General features: G+C 68.3%; 15 protein-coding genes. 10 read left to right on the forward strand and 5 right to left on the reverse strand.

Features of this window, described 5'->3' with window-relative positions:
* Positions 1 to 6: 6 nt before the first annotated feature.
* The 3 genes from sufD to AMD30_RS02395 are packed head-to-tail and all read right to left on the reverse strand — an operon-like array spanning position 7 to position 3,493.
* A complete protein-coding gene (gene sufD / locus AMD30_RS02385; protein ID WP_010841018.1) occupies positions 7 to 1,194 on the reverse strand; it encodes a Fe-S cluster assembly protein SufD in 1,188 nt (395 codons plus the stop codon).
* Positions 1,194 to 2,645 (reverse strand): Fe-S cluster assembly protein SufB, encoded by a 1,452-nt coding sequence (sufB, locus tag AMD30_RS02390; RefSeq protein ID WP_010841017.1) that lies wholly within the window; start codon positions 2,643 to 2,645, stop codon positions 1,194 to 1,196. The genes sufD and sufB overlap by 1 nt, the downstream gene beginning before the upstream one ends.
* Positions 2,642 to 3,493, reverse strand: coding sequence for a helix-turn-helix transcriptional regulator (locus AMD30_RS02395; protein WP_014926676.1), 852 nt, complete (start codon positions 3,491 to 3,493; stop codon positions 2,642 to 2,644). The genes sufB and AMD30_RS02395 overlap by 4 nt, the downstream gene beginning before the upstream one ends.
* Positions 3,494 to 3,626: 133 nt before the next feature.
* Between AMD30_RS02395 and mptB the strand changes: the two genes are divergently transcribed.
* The 4 genes from mptB (at position 3,627) to AMD30_RS02415 (ending at position 8,418) form a co-directional block, all read left to right on the forward strand.
* On the forward strand, positions 3,627 to 5,456 hold the full coding sequence (gene mptB, locus AMD30_RS02400; protein ID WP_010841015.1) for a polyprenol phosphomannose-dependent alpha 1,6 mannosyltransferase MptB: 1,830 nt from the start codon (positions 3,627 to 3,629) through the stop codon (positions 5,454 to 5,456).
* A 66-nt stretch (positions 5,457 to 5,522) separates the two neighbouring features.
* Positions 5,523 to 6,554, forward strand: coding sequence for an ABC transporter ATP-binding protein (locus AMD30_RS02405; RefSeq protein WP_055474619.1), 1,032 nt, complete (start codon positions 5,523 to 5,525; stop codon positions 6,552 to 6,554).
* The gene (locus AMD30_RS02410; protein ID WP_010841013.1) at positions 6,551 to 7,366 is read left to right on the forward strand and encodes an ABC transporter permease; all 816 of its coding nucleotides are present in this window, start codon (positions 6,551 to 6,553) and stop codon (positions 7,364 to 7,366) included. The genes AMD30_RS02405 and AMD30_RS02410 overlap by 4 nt, the downstream gene beginning before the upstream one ends.
* Entirely contained in the window at positions 7,363 to 8,418 is a 1,056-nt protein-coding gene (locus tag AMD30_RS02415) for a COX15/CtaA family protein (protein WP_010841012.1), read from the forward strand. The genes AMD30_RS02410 and AMD30_RS02415 overlap by 4 nt, the downstream gene beginning before the upstream one ends.
* A 13-nt stretch (positions 8,419 to 8,431) precedes the next feature.
* Here AMD30_RS02415 and AMD30_RS02420 read toward each other — a convergent pair whose 3' ends face one another.
* Positions 8,432 to 8,818, reverse strand: a complete 387-nt coding sequence (locus AMD30_RS02420; RefSeq protein WP_055474620.1) for a hypothetical protein — start codon at positions 8,816 to 8,818, stop codon at positions 8,432 to 8,434.
* 32 nt (positions 8,819 to 8,850) lie between these two features.
* Between AMD30_RS02420 and AMD30_RS02425 the strand changes: the two genes are divergently transcribed.
* Complete coding sequence (locus tag AMD30_RS02425; protein ID WP_010841010.1) at positions 8,851 to 9,825, forward strand: quinone oxidoreductase family protein; 975 nt, start codon at positions 8,851 to 8,853, stop codon at positions 9,823 to 9,825.
* A gap of 7 nt (positions 9,826 to 9,832) precedes the next feature.
* On the opposite strand, the gene AMD30_RS02430 is transcribed toward AMD30_RS02425, so the two are convergent.
* Complete coding sequence (locus tag AMD30_RS02430; protein WP_010841009.1) at positions 9,833 to 10,828, reverse strand: heme o synthase; 996 nt, start codon at positions 10,826 to 10,828, stop codon at positions 9,833 to 9,835.
* A gap of 309 nt (positions 10,829 to 11,137) precedes the next feature.
* Here AMD30_RS02430 and tkt point away from each other — a divergent pair, with 309 nt between their 5' ends.
* From tkt to pgl, 5 genes are read left to right on the forward strand one after another with little or no spacing between them, the layout of a single operon-like run.
* Entirely contained in the window at positions 11,138 to 13,216 is a 2,079-nt protein-coding gene (tkt, locus tag AMD30_RS02435; protein ID WP_010841008.1) for a transketolase, read from the forward strand.
* Positions 13,217 to 13,267: 51 nt separating this feature from the next.
* The gene (tal, locus tag AMD30_RS02440; protein WP_010841007.1) at positions 13,268 to 14,389 is read left to right on the forward strand and encodes a transaldolase; all 1,122 of its coding nucleotides are present in this window, start codon (positions 13,268 to 13,270) and stop codon (positions 14,387 to 14,389) included.
* 6 nt (positions 14,390 to 14,395) lie between these two features.
* A complete protein-coding gene (gene zwf, locus AMD30_RS02445) occupies positions 14,396 to 15,949 on the forward strand; it encodes a glucose-6-phosphate dehydrogenase (protein WP_010841006.1) in 1,554 nt (517 codons plus the stop codon).
* Positions 15,950 to 15,998: 49 nt separating this feature from the next.
* Positions 15,999 to 16,931, forward strand: a complete 933-nt coding sequence (locus AMD30_RS02450) for a glucose-6-phosphate dehydrogenase assembly protein OpcA (protein WP_010841005.1) — start codon at positions 15,999 to 16,001, stop codon at positions 16,929 to 16,931.
* On the forward strand, positions 16,928 to 17,665 hold the full coding sequence (pgl, locus tag AMD30_RS02455) for a 6-phosphogluconolactonase (protein WP_055474621.1): 738 nt from the start codon (positions 16,928 to 16,930) through the stop codon (positions 17,663 to 17,665). The genes AMD30_RS02450 and pgl overlap by 4 nt, the downstream gene beginning before the upstream one ends.
* Positions 17,666 to 17,681 lie beyond the last annotated feature (16 nt).

A 17,681-nucleotide genomic window follows, 5' to 3' on the forward strand; every position in this document is an offset into this window, starting at 1 on the left:
ATGCGGTCAGGCGTCGGCGAGCTCGAGCTCTCGCTCGACAGCTGCGGACAGGCGTTCGCGGAGCTCCGGCACGCCGATCTTGGCAATCACCTCGCCGAAGAAGCCGCGGATCACCAGTCGACGCGCCTGATCCTCGGGGATGCCGCGCGCCTGCAGGTAGAACAGCTGCTCGTCGTCGAATCGTCCGGTGGCACTCGCGTGTCCGGCGCCGACGATCTCGCCGGTCTCGATCTCGAGGTTGGGCACCGAGTCGGCGCGCGCATTGTCGGTGAGCACCAGGTTGCGATTGAGTTCGAAGGTGTCGGTGCCCTCGGCCTCCGCGCGGATCAGCACATCGCCCACCCAGACGGTGTGGGCCTCGCGGGTCCGATCACCGGAGGTGTCGCCCTGCAGCGCACCCTTGTAGACCACGTTCGAGCGGCAGTGCGGCTGACTGTGGTCGACGAGGAGACGCTGCTCGAGGTGCTGGCCGGCGTCGGCGAAGTACAGACCCCACAACTCGACGTCACCACCCGGTGCGTCGTAGTGGACGATCGGCGACAGGCGAACCAGGTTGCCACCGAAGCTGATCGCGAAGTGCCGCACCACGGAATCGCGACCCGCGCGCACGTGGTGTGTCGCGACATGAACGGCGTCGTCTGCCCAGTCGTGGATGTTCACGACGGTCAGGGCCGCGCTGTCGCCGACGACGAACTCGACGTTCTCCGCGTACGTTCCGCTGCCCCTCTGGTCGAGGACGACGACTGCGCGGGCGAACGCCTCCAGACGGACCTGGGTGTGGCCGAAGCCGGTTTCGCCCTCACCGGGGCCGGTGACCGTGACAGTGACCGGCTCGGCGAGTTCGACCTCGCGGCCGACGGTCACCACGGTCGCCTGCGTGAACGACGAATAAGCCTGCGCGGCAACACGATCGAACGGCACACCGCCATCGCCGAGTCGCTTGTCGTCGCGACCGACGGTCTCGACGGTCACACCGTCGGCAAGCCCGGTCACCTCCACGTTCGCCTCCGCGGTGCGTACCGCGGAACCGTCGTGCAGACCACGGAGACGACGGAACGGGGTGAACCGCCAGGCCTCCTCCCGGGGACTCGGCACCTCGAAGGCGTTCACGTCGAACGAGGTGAACAGCTCACCCTTGTTGACGACGGGCGCCTGGGAGCCGGGGGTGGACACGGGGAGTGTGGGATCGGCCATCAGCCGACAGCTCCTTCCATCTGGAGCTCGATCAGGCGGTTGAGCTCGAGCGCGTATTCCATCGGGAGTTCCTTGGCGATCGGCTCGACGAAGCCGCGAACGACCATGGCCATCGCCTCGTCCTCGGTCAGGCCACGACTCATCAGATAGAAGAGCTGGTCGTCGCTGACCTTCGAGACGGTCGCCTCGTGGCCCATCGTCACGTCGTCCTCGCGGATGTCGACGTAGGGGTAGGTGTCACTGCGGGAGATCGTGTCCACCAGCAGCGCATCACATTTCACCGTCGACCGGCTGCCGTGAGCACCGTTGTTGATCTTGATCAGGCCGCGGTAGGACGCGCGGCCACCGCCCCGCGCCACCGACTTGGAGACGATGTTGCTCGAGGTGTTCGGCGCCAGGTGGACCATCTTCGATCCGGTGTCCTGGTGCTGGCCGGGACCTGCGAACGCGACCGAGAGGACCTCGCCCTTGGCGTGCTCACCGGTCAGCCAGACCGCCGGGTACTTCATGGTGACCTTGGAGCCGATGTTGCCGTCGACCCACTCCATCGTGGCGCCGGCCTCGGCCTTGGCGCGCTTGGTCACCAGGTTGTAGACGTTGTTCGACCAGTTCTGGATGGTCGTGTACCGGCAGCGGCCGCCCTTCTTCACGATGATCTCGACGACCGCCGAGTGCAGCGAGTCGGTCTTGTAGATCGGCGCGGTACAACCCTCGACGTAGTGCACATAGGCACCCTCGTCGACGATGATCAGCGTGCGCTCGAACTGGCCCATGTTCTCGGTGTTGATCCGGAAGTAGGCCTGCAGCGGGATGTCGACGTGGACACCCGGCGGCACGTAGATGAACGAGCCGCCCGACCACACCGCGGTGTTGAGTGCGGAGAACTTGTTGTCACCGGCCGGGATGACGGTTCCGAAGTACTGCTGGAAGATCTCCGGGTGCTCCTTGAGCGCGGTGTCGGTGTCGAGGAAGATGACACCCTGCTTCTCGAGGTCCTCGCGGATCGAGTGGTACACGACCTCGGACTCGTACTGCGCCGCGACGCCGGAGACCAGACGCTGCTTCTCCGCCTCGGGGATGCCGAGCTTGTCGTAGGTGTTCTTGATGTCCTCGGGCAGGTCGTCCCACGTGGCGGCCTGCTTCTCGCTGGACCGCACGAAGTACTTGATGTTGTCGAAGTCGATGCCCTCGAGCCCCGCGCCCCAGCCCGGCATCGGCTTCTTGTCGAAGATCTTGAGTGCCTTGAGGCGCTGCTCGAGCATCCACTCGGGCTCGCTCTTCTTCGCCGAGATGTCGGCGACGACCGCCGGGGACAGCCCGCGCTTGGCGCTCGCGCCCGCGACGTCGGAGTCGGCCCAGCCGTAGCCGTACTTGCCGAGGGCGGCGATCGTCTCCTCTTGCGTGAGGGGCGCCGCTGGGGTCGGGGTGGCGGCCGGATCGGTGACAGTCATCGCGTGGCCTTTCGGGTTGTCGTGGCGGTCGGGGTGGGAATCGGGGTGGCGCGGCGCGATACGGGCTGCGTATCGGACACCGCGACGGCCCCGGATCGATCGGGTCTCTCGTCGGTGGTCCCGCCCGGCGGCGGGTGGATCGGCACGTGGGTCGTGCAGGCGCAGTCACCGTTGGCGATGGTCGCCAGGCGCTGCACATGCGTGCCGAGGAGTTCGGTGAAGACCGCGGTCTCCGCCTCACACAGCTCCGGGAACTCGGTGGCGACGTGCGCCACCGGGCAGTGGTGCTGACAGATCTGCAGGCCGGTGCCCACCTGCCGGGTGTTGGTGGAGTATCCGGCGCTGGTGAGCGCGTCGGCGATCTCCTCGACCGTGTCGGCCACCGTCACCGGGTCGGTGTTGGGACGGACGCCGGCCACGATGCGTTCGACTCGCTCGCGGGCGAACTCGGTGACCGCGTCGGATCCGCCGAGGTCGCGGAGCTTGCGCATCGCCGCGCCGGCCAGATCGTCGTAGGCGTGGCGCATCTTGCCGCGTCCGGAAGCGGTGAGCTGAAAGTATTTCGCCGGCCGGCCGCGACCGCGCTGGCCGAATCCCGGAGAGGCGACCTCGATGTCCCCCGCGCCTTCGAGGGCGTCGAGGTGACGTCGGACACCCGCCGCGGAGATCCCGAGGCGCTCGCCGATCTCGCCCGCGGTGAGGGGGCCGTCCTCGACGAGCAAGGTGACCACGGCCTCACGGGTCTGACCGTCGTGGTGCGGGTCGGCACCACCGGTCGTCGTGGCACCGGTACCAGCGGATGGCACGGCGCCGGAGCTGTCTGAAGACAGCACAACATCGTTCCGCATGGTTTTCACAACACGAGTGTGACGTAATTGCTTCCCAGCTGCCAGCAAGGGTGCCCTAATCGCAGGGGGTCGTGAGGCCCCCACGTCCGCCGATTACAGTCGTCGTGTGCCCGAAACCACAGCTCCGCGCCGCGTGCCGGACTACTTCGGACTCGTGTGGACGCGATTGCTGGCGGTGCTGAACTATCTCGGACTGCGCAAACAGCGCCCTGCCGACGCCGCGTCCGCCGACACCGCCCGCGGCGACTACGGCAAGACCGTCGCCCGCCTGCACGACGACGAGCGCGAGGTCGGGCCGCTCAACGCCGAGGAGAACCGCAGGCTCCGCCGCATCAAGCTGTTCGGTGCCACCGGGTCGGTCCTCATCCTCATCGGCGCCCTCGGGACCGGCGCAGTACCCGTGCTGCAGAATCCGGTGGCCGGGATGCGGGTCCTGTCGTTGCCGTCACGGATGTTCGGCACCGCGCTCGCCCTGTCCATCGGCGGCGCGATCACCCTGGTCGTCGCATGGCTGTTGCTAGGGCGGTTCGCGGTCGGCCGGTTCAGCGTCGAGGTGCGCCACGGGCGGAGCCCCGAGCGCCGTATGAGCCGCCGCCAGGCCGACCGGACCCTGATGCTCTGGATCGCCCCGATCATCGTCGCGCCCCCGCTGCTCAGCAAGGACATCTACTCCTATCTCGCCCAGAGCGCGATCGCGTTCCGCGGCATGGATCCGTACTCGGTCAGCCCGGTCCGGGGACTCGGGGTCGACCACATCCTGACCCGGTCGGTGCCCAACCTGTGGCGTGACACCCCGGCGCCCTACGGTCCCTTCTTCCTGTGGATCGGCGAGGGCATCACCAAGGTCACCGGCGACAACATCACCGCCGCGATCTTCCTGCACCGCATCGTCGCGCTGATCGGAGTGGCACTCATCGTGTGGGCACTCCCCCGGCTCGCCCGGCGATGCGGGGTGTCGTCGGTGGCCGCACTGTGGCTCGGCGCGATGAACCCGCTGGTCATCCTGCATCTCGTCGGCGGCATCCACAACGAGGCCCTGATGCTCGGGCTGATGCTCGTCGGTCTCGAGTTGAGCTTTCGCGCGATCTACGGCGCCGAACGCCTCCGCAGACCCGGCACCCTCGTCCCCACCCGCGCGGGCTGGTTGCTCATCGCCGGGGGCGCGGTCCTCGCGGCGTCGGCGATGATCAAGGTCACGTCGATGCTCGCGCTGGGCTTCGTCGGCATCGCCCTCGCCATGCGGTGGGGCGCGACCCTGCCCGCGCTCCGGCACGCGCCGGTCCGCGAATGGTGGGGCCGGTCGCGGTGGTCGGTGTTCATGCTGAGTGCGTCCGCGGCCTTCTACGTGGTGGTCCTCGGCGTCGTGATGATGGCCATCTCCCTCGGCACCGGGCTCGGCTTCGGCTGGACCGGCACGCTGTCGACGGGTGAGATCGTCCGCTCCTGGATGTCGATGCCGACGCTGCTGTCGGTGACCACCGGGCGGATCGGGGTGACCCTGGGCCTCGGTGAGCACACGCAGGCGATCCTCGAGGTCGCCCGGCCGATCGCGCAACTCGTCGCCGCGCTCTTCATCGTCCGGTGGATGCTCGCCACGCTCGGCGGCCGCCTCCATCCGCTCGGCGCGCTCGGTGTGTCGATGGCCACAGTGGTGTTGTTCTTCCCGTTCGTCCAGGCCTGGTACCTCCTGTGGGCCGTGATCCCGCTGGCCGCGTGGGCGACCGGCGCCTGGTTCCGGATCTCGACGATCGCCGCGTCGGCGATCATCGCCATCGTGGTGATGCCCACGAGTTCGAACACCAGCGGAGTGGTGCTGGCACAAGGACTTCTGGCCGGCGTGATCATGGTCGCGGTCCTCACCGCGCTGTTCTTCGAGGACCGCGCGCCGCGACGCCGACGTCGGCGTGCATCCGCTCCGGATGACGACGAGACCCCGGCCGCGTCGGCCTCGACGCGCCGATGACGACGTGCGTGGTGGGCCGGGTCACCGTTTTTCGTCCCTGGGCTCCGAGCGCCTAGTCTGACCTGTGTGCGAAGCACGACCTCTCGGCAGATCAACGACGACGATCGGGTGAACGATCGTCGGCTCCGCGATCCCGGGTCCACTTCCGGAGAAGTGACCGCGGACCGGTCGGACTCCGCCGGTCCCGCGGTCGAGATCAGCGGCCTGGTCAAACGTTTCGGCGACCGTGCGGCCGTCGACCGGCTCGACCTCACGCTCCGACGCGGCGAGATCCTGGCTCTCCTGGGGCCCAACGGGGCGGGCAAGACGACCACCGTCGAGATCTGCGAGGGATTCACCGAGCCCGACGCCGGTACCGTCCGCGTCCTGGGACTCGACCCCATCGCCGACAACGATGCACTCCGGCGCCGCATCGGCGTCATGCTCCAGGGCGGCGGCGCCTATCCGGGAGCGCGTGCCGAGGAGATGTTGCGCCTCGTCGCGGCGTACGCGGCAGATCCCATCGACCCCGAGTTCCTTCTGGACGCACTCGGCCTGACCGAGGTGCGGCGTACGTCCTACCGGCGACTGTCCGGCGGGCAGCAACAGCGCCTGGCGCTGGCGTGCGCCGTCGTCAACCGGCCAGAGCTGGTCTTCCTCGACGAGCCGACCGCCGGGCTCGACGCCCACGCCCGGCTCGTCGTGTGGGAACTCATCGACCGGCTGCGGGCCGACGGCGTATCGGTGCTCCTGACCACGCATCTGATGGACGAGGCCGAGGAACTCGCCGACCACGTGACGATCATCGATCACGGCCGGGTCGTCGCCGACGGGACACCCGCCGACCTCACCAGCACCGGCGCGGAGAACGAACTGCGTTTCACCGCTCCCCGCGGACTGGATCTGTCGATGCTGGTGCTGGCCCTGCCGGAGGGGTATCACTGCACCGAGGCCACCCCCGGTTCGTACCTCGTGATCGGTCCGATGACGCCGCAGGTGCTGGCGACCGTGACGGCGTGGTGCGCGAAGATCAACGTCCTGGCCACCGACCTCCGGGTCGAGACCCGCAGCCTCGAAGACGTCTTCCTCGACCTGACCGGACGGGCCCTACGACCGTGACCTCACCTGTTCCCACCGACGCGCAGCGGTCCGGCACGTTCCCCGACGGCCTGTTCCGTCCGGCTCCTCGTCCGGCGTCGCTGCCGGCCATGATCGCCGCGCAGTCCGGACTCGAACTCAAGCTCCTGCTCCGCAACGGCGAGCAGCTACTGCTCACCATGTTCATCCCCATCACGCTGCTCGTCGGCCTGTGCCTGCTGCCGATCGACACCGGTTTCGGCGCGGGCCCGGCGGAGCGCGCGGCTCTGTTCGTCCCGGCGATCCTGACCGTGGCGGTGATGTCGACGGCGTTCACCGGGCAGGCGATCGCGGTGGGCTTCGACCGCCGCTACGGAGCCCTCAAACGGCTCGGCGCCACCCCGATCCCGCGTTGGGGGATCATCGTCGGCAAATCGATCGCGGTGCTCGTGGTGGTCGCGTCGCAGTCGGTGATCCTGGGTGCAATCGGTGCGACCTTCGGCTGGCGGCCGAGTCCCGTCGGCCTGCTCATCGGCGCGGTGGTCCTGGTGGTCGGCACCGCGTGTTTCGCGGCTCTCGGTCTGCTCCTGGGCGGCACGCTCAAGGCGGAGGTCGTCCTGGCCCTGGCGAATCTGCTGTGGTTCGCGTTGATCGGCCTCGGCAGTCTCGTCGTCGTCGATTCCAATGTCCCCGACGCCGTGTACTGGATCGCGCGGTGCCTCCCGTCGGGGGCCCTGAGTGAGGCGCTCGAGATGGCTTCGGAAGGTTCGTTCGACGCCTTCGGGGTGGGTGTCTTGCTGGTGTGGGCCGCGGTGGCCGGCACCTTGGCGGTGAGGTGGTTCCGATTCCGATGACATCCGATACTTCGAACGCGCCGGCGGCATCCCGGTCCGGCGAGCGACCGGCGCCGACCGACGAACCGCGTCCGCTGACCGGTCCGTGGCGGTTCATCCCCGGCTTCGGCCGGCCGACCGCCCGATTCGTGCACCGCTGGGCGATCGCCCTGCTCATCTCGAACGTGGGCATCGTCGCCACCGGCGGCGCCGTCCGCGTCACCGGCTCGGGACTCGGTTGCCCGACCTGGCCGCGATGCACCGACGAGTCCTTCGTGCCGCACGGCGAGCTGGGCGTGCACGGCGCGATCGAGTTCGGCAACCGCATGCTCACCTGGGTGCTGATCGTCATCGCCATCGCGACCTGGGTGGCCGTTCTCCGGTTCGCCGGGTCGGCGCGACGGGACAAGTGGCTGGTCACCCTCATCGCCCTGGGCATCCCTTTCCAAGGGGTCATCGGCGGCATCACGGTGCTGACGCAGCTCAACCCGTGGGTCGTCGCACTGCACTTCCTTCTCTCCATGGCCTTGGTGTCCGCGGCCACGGTGCTGGTCTACCGGATGCGGCCGTATCCGACGCCCGTCGCGCCCGAGTCGTCCGACTCCGACGCTCCTCCCACCGCAACCCGCCGACTCGGTATCTACCTCGCCTGGCTCGTCTACCTCGTCACCTGGGGAACGATCTACCTCGGCACGGTGGTGACCGGCTCCGGGCCGCATGCCGGCGACGCGGACGCGCCACGCAACGGCCTCGACCCCGACAACGCGACCCAGCTGCACGCCGACGCCGTCTTCGCCCTCGTCGGACTCGCGATCGCAGCTCTCGTCTACGCCCGCGTCTTCGCTCGCCCGCAGCAGCGATCGGCAGTGGTGTTCATGCTGCTCCTGCTGCTCCAGGGCCTGATCGGGTTCGTCCAGTTCGCCACCGATCTGCCCGTCGCTCTCGTCATCGCGCACATGTTCGGCAGCGCTCTGCTGCTCATCGGCGCCACCTGGCAGCTCGTGGTCGCGAAGAACACAGACGTGAGTAACTCAGGCACGAAAAAGGCAGACCCGCTGCGCGAGTCTGCCTGATCGACGCCCGGCCTCAGAGGATGGCGCGGTTACGCGCTCGGGGGAAGCGCTTCTGCCGAGCGACCCAGCCCGCCATCTTGCGGTAGTGCGAGGTCGACACCGTCGTCTCCGAGGTGAGGTCGCGGTCCCACTCGGCGATCTCGAGACCGTCGACCGCATCGACCACGGCCTGTGCGGTCGCCAGGTCCGGCACCACCCGGTCACCGAGGATGCCGTTCGCGTCGCCCACCATGGTGATCCGTACCCCGGCGTCCCCGATCGCCTGGAGAACCACCTTCGCGCTGCCACCTTCGCGCTCGACGAACTTGCGTACCGAGGCGACGACCTCGGTGGGTGCCTCGACCTTCTTCTGCTGGCTCGAGTTCTCGTCGGCGGTGGTGTTCGTCATGGGGGTCAGCATACCGGGGCGGTTTCGGCGTGTAGAACGGTGTCGTGCGAGCGATTCAGGTGACCCGCCACGGCGGACCCGACGTCCTGACCTTCGGCAGCGTCGACGACCCCATACCCGCGCCCGACGAGGTGATCGTCCGGACATCTGCGGTGGGCGTCAACTTCATCGACACCTATCTGCGACGCGGCCTCTATCCCTCGACCCCGCCCTACATCCCCGGCAGCGAGGGCGCCGGCGTCGTCGTCGCGACCGGCTCGGACGTGACGTCGCTGCGGGAGGGTCAGCGTGTGGCGTGGTGTGCGGCGCCCGGTTCCTACGCCGAGCTCGTCGCGGTCCCGGCGTCGAAAGCCGTTCCGGTGCCCGACGCGGTCGACGATGCGGTCGCCGGTTCGTCGCTGCTCCGCGGCCTGACCGCGCACTACCTCCTCGACGGAAGCGCTCATCCCCGGTCCGGTGAATCGATTCTCGTGCACGCCGGTGGCGGCGGTGTCGGGCTGATCCTGACCCAGCTGGCCAAACGCCGCGGACTGAGGGTCATCACGACGGTGTCGTCCGACGAGAAGGAGGAACTCTCCCGGGCGGCAGGCGCCGACCACGTGCTTCGCTACGGCGAGGACCTGAGCTCGCGGGTCCGTGAACTCACGGACGGGCGCGGCGTGCCCGTGGTGTACGACGGCGTCGGCGCCGACACCTTCGAGCAGTCACTGGCGTCGACCGCGATACGTGGGATCGTCGTGCTCTTCGGAGCGGCGAGCGGACCGGTTCCGCCGTTCGATCTGCAGCGTCTCAACCCGGCGGGATCGCTGTCGGTGACCCGCCCGACACTGGGCCATTTCACCGACACGGCCGAGGAACTCCACTGGCGAGCGGGCGAGTACTTCGATGCGATCGTCGACGGCAGCGTCGAGGTGCGCGTCGGGCAGCGGTACCGACTCGCCGACGCGGCGGCGGCGCACACCGATCTGGAGGCACGCGTCACGACGGGCACCACGGTGCTGTTGCCCGCCGGGATCTGAGCGGGGCTCAGAAGTAGGACGAGATGGTCTGCAGTCCGACGACCGCGTCGATCGCGAGTCCGCAGAACACGATGGCGAGATACTCGTTGGACTGCAGGAAGACCTTCAGCGGAGCGACTTCGGCGCCACGCTTGGTATCGCGGTACAACTTGTGCACGCGCTCGAGGAACCAGCCGCCGGCTGCCAGCGCGATCACGGTGTAGATCCAGCTCGTCGCCGGGATGAGCAGGAGCGAACTCACCACGGTGAGCCACGTGTAGATGAGCATCTGCCGGGTGACGCGTTCCTCGGTCGCGATGACCGGGAGCATTGGCACGCCTGCCGCCTTGTAATCCTCCTTGTAGCGCATCGCGAGCGCCCAGGTGTGCGGCGGCGTCCAGAAGAAGATGACGGCGAAGAGAACGATCGGCTGCCAACTCAGCGAGCCGGTGACCGCAGCCCACCCCACCAGGGTCGGCATGCAGCCCGCAGCACCACCCCAGACCACGTTCTGCCAGGTCCGACGCTTGAGGATGAGCGTGTAGACACCGACGTAGAAGAGGATGGTCGCCGAGACGAGCAGGGCGGACAGCAGATTGGCGGCGAAGTAGAGAACCGCGAAGGACGCCGCCCAGAGGACGAGACCGAAGATGAGGGCACTGCGGGTCGCGACGGCACGGCGGGCCAGCGGACGCCGGGCGGTGCGCTTCATCTTCTTGTCGATGTCGGCGTCGGCCACCATGTTGAGAGTGTTCGCACTCCCGGCTCCGAGCCAGCCGCCGATCAGGGTGAAGGCGATGACCGCGATGTCGACGTGGCCGCGGTCGGCTTGCAGCATGACCGGGATCGTCGCGACGAGAAGCAGCTCGATGACGCGCGGTTTGGTCAACGCGATGTAGGCGAGCACCGTCGCACGCACGCGCCCGGCCCACGACTGATCGGCCGGTGCGACCGGATCGGTCGATACCTGCGGATTCGATGCGGTGTCGGTCGAGTGAGATGCGGCGGAACTGTCCCCGCTCACACGCTCCCCTATCCTCACGAACACTCCTCGTCCGCCCGCACAGACGCCCGCGGGCTACTACACAGCATGGTAGACGTTTGCCTTTGCGAACCGTGAATCGAGGCACGGCGACGACGCGGGCGGGCCCACGACCGGCGCGGACGCATGAACTCGCCGGTAACCATCGGTCGGCGCGCAGTGCGAGCCCGGCGCCGATTACTCTGGACCCGTACGCGCCGACGGGCGTCGGTCGCCCGAGCGCCGACAGCCCCAGTACCGATCGCCACTTGTACGAATCGCACCGAGCAGGCACAGGAGACAATCAGCATCGTGGCCGACACAGACGAGATCCGCGCATTGACCACCCCCCGTCACCCGGACGACTGGACCGACCTCGACACCCGCGCCGTCGACACGGCCCGGCTCCTGGCGGCCGACGCAGTGCAGAAATGCGGAAGCGGACACCCCGGCACCGCGATGAGCCTCGCTCCACTCGCCTACACCTTGTTCCAGCGGGTGATGCGCCACGACCCGACCGACACCGACTGGGCCGGCCGCGACCGTTTCGTCCTCTCGTGCGGGCATTCGAGCCTGACGCTCTACATCCAGCTCTACCTCGGCGGATTCGGCCTCGAGCTCTCCGACATCGAGGCGCTGCGGACCTGGGACTCCCTCACCCCGGGCCACCCCGAGTTCCGTCACACGCGCGGCGTGGAGATCACCACCGGCCCGCTCGGTCAGGGTCTGGCCTCGTCGGTGGGCATGGCGATGGCCGCCCGTCGCGAACGCGGCCTGTTCGACCCGGATGCGGCCCCCGGGCAGAGCCCGTTCGACCACTACATCTATGTCGTCGCCTCCGACGGCGACATCGAAGAGGGCGTGACCTCGGAGGCCAGCTCGCTGGCCGGAACCCAGCAGCTCGGCAACCTGATCGTGTTCTACGACCAGAATCAGATCTCGATCGAGGACGACACCGACATCGCGCTGTCGGAGAACGTCGCCAAGCGGTACGAGGCCTATGGCTGGCACGTCCAGACGGTCGAGGGCGGCGAGGACATCGTCGCCATCGAGGCCGCGGTCGAGGCCGCCCGCCAGGTCATCGACAAGCCGTCGATCATCTGCCTGCGGACGATCATCGGCTACCCGGCACCCAACATGATGAACACCGGCATGGCCCACGGTGCGGCGCTCGGCGAAGACGAGGTCGCGGCGACGAAGAAGGTCCTCGGCTTCGACCCCGCCAAGAACTTCGAGGTGAGCGACGAGGTCATCGGGCACACCCGCAAGCTCATCGACCGCGGCGCCGAGCAGCGCAAGGCGTGGACGTCGTCGTTCGACGCCTGGGCGGAGAAGAACCCCGACGCCAAGAAGCTGTTCGACCGGCTGACCGCCCAGGAGCTCCCCGAGGGCTGGACCGACGCCCTCCCGAGCTGGAACGTGGGCGACAAGGACGTCGCGACGCGAAGCGCGTCGGGCAAGGTGCTCGGCGCCCTCGCGCCCGTGCTACCCGAGCTGTGGGGCGGTTCGGCCGACCTCGCCGGCTCCAACAACACGACGATGGACGGCGAACCGTCGTTCGGACCGACCTCGATCAGCACCAAGAAGTGGTCGGCGAACCCGTACGGCCGCACCCTGCACTTCGGTGTGCGCGAGCACGCGATGGGCTCGATCCTGTCGGGCATCGTCCTGCACGGTCCCACCCGCGCCTACGGCGGCACGTTCCTGCAGTTCGCCGATTACATGCGTCCCGCGGTCCGGCTCGCCGCCCTGATGGAGATCGACCCGATCTACGTCTGGACCCACGACTCGATCGGTCTCGGCGAGGACGGCCCGACCCACCAGCCGATCGAACACCTCGCCGCGCTGCGTGCGATCCCGAATCTCGATGTGGTGCGTCCCGGCGACGCCAACGAGACGGCGTTCGCATGGCAGCACCTGCTGACGCGACGCAACCATCCGGTCGGCCTGGCACTCACCCGGCAGAACATCCCGATCCTCGAGGGCACCTCGGCGCAGGGCGTCGCCAACGGCGGGTATGTCCTGAGCGACTCCGAGGGTGACCCGCAGGTCGTGCTCATCGGCACCGGTTCCGAGGTCCACCTGGCCGTCGACGCGCAGAAGGCGTTGGCGGAGAAGGGAATCAAGGCGCGTGTCGTCTCGATGCCCTGCGTCGAGTGGTTCGACGAACAGCCGCAGGGCTACCGGGACGACGTGCTGCCGCCGTCGGTCCCGCGCGTCGCCGTCGAAGCCGGTATCGCGATGCCGTGGTACCGCATCGTCGGCGCCGGTGGCGAGATCGTCTCGATCGAGCACTTCGGGGCTTCCGCCGACTACAAGGTGCTGTTCACCAAGTTCGGTATCACCGCCGAGGCCGTGACCGCGGCCGCCGAGCGCGTCGTCGCCGGCTGACAAAGCCGTAGACAACACCGGCTGACAAGCCAACCCCATGAGGAGAGAATCGTGACCCAGAACGAGAAGCTCGCCGAACTGTCCGCTGCCGGAGTCTCGGTGTGGCTGGACGACCTGTCCCGGGACCTGATCAGCTCCGGCGACCTCGCAGACCTGATCGCGACCAAGTCGGTCGTCGGGGTGACCACCAACCCGTCGATCTTCCAGGCCGCGCTGTCCAAGGGCAACGCCTACGACGATCAGGTCAACGAGCTGGCCGCACGGGGCGCCGATGTCGACGCCACCATCCGGACGGTCACCACCGACGACGTCCGCAACGCCTGTGACGTCCTCGCCCCGACCTTCGAGGCGACCGACGGCGTCGACGGCCGGGTATCGATCGAGGTCGACCCGCGCCTGGCCCACGACACCGACGCCACGGTGGCCCAGGCCGTCGAACTGTGGAAGATCGTCGACCGGCCGAACCTGCTCATCAAGATCCCGGCCACCGAGGCGGGCCTGCCGGCCATCGCCAAGGTGATCGCCGAGGGCATCAGCGTGAACGTCACGCTGATCTTCTCGGTCGAGCGCTACGAGAAGGTCATCGACGCCTACCTCGACGGCCTCGACGCCGCCGCCCAGGCAGGCCATGACCTGTCGCGCATCCACTCCGTCGCGTCGTTCTTCGTGTCGCGCGTGGACACCGAGATCGACAAGCGGCTCGACGCCATCGGAACCCCGGAGGCCGTGGAACTGAAGGGCAAGGCCGCACTGGCCAACGCCCGCCTCGCCTACTCGGCCTACCAGCAGGTCTTCGAGGTCGAGTCCCGCTTCCCCGACCTGCTCGCCAAGGGCGCGCGGCCGCAGCGCGCACTGTGGGCGTCGACGGGTGTGAAGAACCCGGACTACCCGGACACGCTGTACGTGAGCGAGCTCGTCGCGCCGAACACGGTCAACACGATGCCCGGCAAGACGATGGACGCCTTCGCCGACCACGGCTGGGTCAACACCGGGTCCATCATCGGTCTCGCCGCCGAGTCGCAGGAGATCTTCGACAAGATCTCGGCGGTGGGCGTCGACGTCGCCGACGTCTTCAAAGTTCTCGAGGACGAGGGCGTCAGCAAGTTCGAGGACGCGTGGAACGATCTGCTCAGCGCGACCGCCGAGCAACTGTCCGCAGCGAACGAGGGCTGAGCGCAGGTGGCCGGAGGCGAGCAGTCGGTCGGGTCCGGTTCGTGGACCAATCCGCTCCGTGACCCACAGGACAAACGGCTGCCACGCATCGCGGGACCATGCAGCCTGGTCATCTTCGGGGTGACCGGTGACCTGGCACGCAAGAAATTGATGCCGGCGGTCTACGACCTGGCCAACCGCGGCCTCCTGCCACCCTCGTTCGCTCTCGTCGGGTTCGCCCGTCGCGACTGGACCGACGAGGACTTCGGCGCCATCGTCCACGACGCCGTCCGCGAGCACGCACGGACCGGATTCCGCGAAGAGGTGTGGGAGCGCCTCGCCGAGGGATTCCGTTTCGTGCAGGGCGCCTTCGACGACGACGCCGCCTTCGACCGGCTGCGCGACACCCTCAAGTCGCTCGACGTCGAACGCGGGACCGACGGCAATCACGCCTTCTACCTGTCGATCCCACCGAAGGCGTTCCCCACGGTCTGCGAGCAGCTCGAACGCAGCGGACTCGCCGCCCCGACGGGCGACAGCTGGCGCCGGGTGGTGATCGAGAAGCCGTTCGGTCACGACCTCGAGTCCGCCCGCGAGCTGAACGCGATCGTCAACAACGTCTTCCCGGAGTCGTCGGTGTTCCGCATCGACCACTACCTCGGCAAGGAAACCGTCCAGAACATCCTGGCCCTGCGGTTCGCCAATCAGCTCTTCGACCCGCTCTGGAGTTCGCACTACGTCGACCACGTCCAGATCACCATGGCCGAGGACATCGGTCTCGGCGGTCGGGCGGGTTACTACGACGGCATCGGCGCGGCGCGCGACGTCATCCAGAACCACCTCATGCAGCTCATGGCCCTGGTCGCGATGGAGGAGCCGATCTCCTTCGAGCCCAAGCAATTACAGGCCGAGAAGATCAAGGTCCTCGCCGCGACCCGCAACGTCCTGCCGATCGACGAGAACACCGCCCGCGGTCAGTACGGACCCGGTTGGCAGGGCAGCGAGAAGGTCCCGGGCCTCAAAGAGGAAGACGGCTTCGCGAAGGACTCGACGACCGAGACCTTCGCCGCGATCGCACTCGAAGTCGACTCCCGACGCTGGGCCGGTGTGCCGTTCTACCTCCGTACCGGTAAGCGTCTGGGCCGACGGGTCACCGAGATCGCGCTCGTGTTCAAACGCGCACCACACCTGCCCTTCGATCAGACGATGACCGAGGAGCTCAGCCAGAACGCGCTCGTCATCCGGGTCCAGCCGGACGAGGGCATCACCCTGCGCTTCGGCTCGAAGGTCCCCGGGTCGAGCATGGAGGTCCGGGACGTCAACATGGACTTCAGCTACGGCACCGCCTTCACCGAGGCCTCGCCGGAGGCCTACGAGCGGTTGATCCTCGACGTCCTGCTGGGTGAACCCTCGCTGTTCCCCGTCAACGAGGAAGTCGAGTTGTCGTGGCGCATCCTCGATCCGGTGCTCGAACACTGGGCCGCGTCGGGGTCCCCCGACACCTACGAGTCCGGCACGTGGGGTCCGCCGTCGGCCGAGGAGATGATGGCCCGCACCGGTCGCGCGTGGCGCCGGCCGTGACGAGAAGCCCGCACGTCCTCACCGACCGTTCCGTTCAGGAGGCCACCCGATGATCGTCGAACTGCCCGACACGTCGACCGGAAAGGTCGCGAAGAAGATCATCGAGGTGCGGGCCGCGGGTGGTGCGCTCAGTCTCGGACGCGTCCTCACTCTCGTCGTGTGCGTCGAACTGGGCGAACCGATGGAAGGCGCCATCGAGGCGGCGGTCGGCGCCAGTCGCGAGCATCCCAGCCGCGTCATCGTCGTGTATCGGGGTGTGCGCGAGGGTGACTCACGGCTCGACGCGCAGATCCGCGTGGGCGGCGACGCCGGCGCCTCGGAGGTTGTGGTGCTGTCGCTGCAGGGCGAACTGGCCGACCATCCCCACAGTGTCGTGACTCCGTTCCTCCTGCCCGACACCCCGGTCGTCACCTGGTGGCCGGGCAAGGGTCCGGTGCGTCCCGCCGACGATCCACTCGGCAGGCTCGGACATCGGCGCATCGTCGACGCGAGCAAGGCCGACGACTCGCTCGCGGTGCTCGCGCAGCGCCTCGAGACCTACTCCCCCGGCGACACCGACCTCGCCTGGACCCACGTCACGCACTGGCGCGCGATCCTCGCCTCCGCATTCGATCGTCCGCCGCACACCCCGGTCACCGAGGTCCAGGTGACGGGAGCGCAGAACTCGCCATCGGTCGATCTGCTCGCCGGGTGGCTCCGGTCCACCCTGCGCGTGCCGACCCGGCGCCGGCGTGGGAGTTTCGAGATCCGCCTGTTCCGCGACGACGGCCCGACCATCCTCGCCGTGGACGAGGAGAACAACGCGGTGCTCTCGATGCCGGGTAAACCCGACGGGCGCGTCGCGATGGGCCGGCGCGAACTGCCCGCCTGTATCGCCGAGGAGTTACGACGACTCGACACCGACGAGGTGTACGTCGAAGCACTCAAGGGAGTGCCCGAGGTCGAGTTCGCAGACGACGCCGAAGGAGTTGCCGCCCGATGACCACCGAGACCCTCGTCTTCGACTCCAAGCAGGAACTGGTCGAGACCGCAGCCACCCGTTTCGTGGACCTCGTCACCCGCGCCCAGGCCGAACGCGGTGTCGCCAGCGTGGTGCTGACGGGCGGCAGCAACGGGATCGGACTCCTCTCGGCGCTCGCGGCGGACAGCGGCACCATCGACTGGTCGAAGGTCGACATCTACTGGGGCGACGACCGATTCGTGCCCGCCGACGACCCGGAGCGCAACTCCGGTCAGGCACGTGAGGCGCTGCTCGACAAGGTGCCCGTCGACCCGTCGCGGGTGTTCCCGATGGCGCCGTCGGACGGTCCGCTCGGTGACGACATCGAGGCGGCGGCAGCCGATTATGCCGCGATCCTCGCCGGCCGGTCGAGTGACGGTATGGCCCCGGACTTCGATCTCCACCTGCTCGGCATGGGTGGTGAGGGGCACGTCAATTCCCTGTTCCCGCACACCGCGGCAACTGCGGAGACCACCAAGTCGGTTGTCGCCGTCGAGGATTCGCCGAAACCACCACCGCGCCGGATCACGCTGACCCTGCCCGTGGTGAACCGCTCGCGACAGGTGTGGTTCCTGGTCGCCGGGGCCGACAAGTCCGAGGCGGTCGGCGCCGCCCACCGCGGCGCGGATCCGGCCGACTGGCCCGCCGCCGGCGCCCGCGGCACCGAGGAGACGATCTGGTTCCTCGATGACGCGGCCGCCGCCGACCTCAAGTGATCGGCCGACTGGCCCC

This window comes from Gordonia sp. HS-NH1, assembly GCF_001418765.1.
In the GTDB taxonomy this organism is placed as follows: Bacteria; Actinomycetota; Actinomycetes; order Mycobacteriales; family Mycobacteriaceae; genus Gordonia.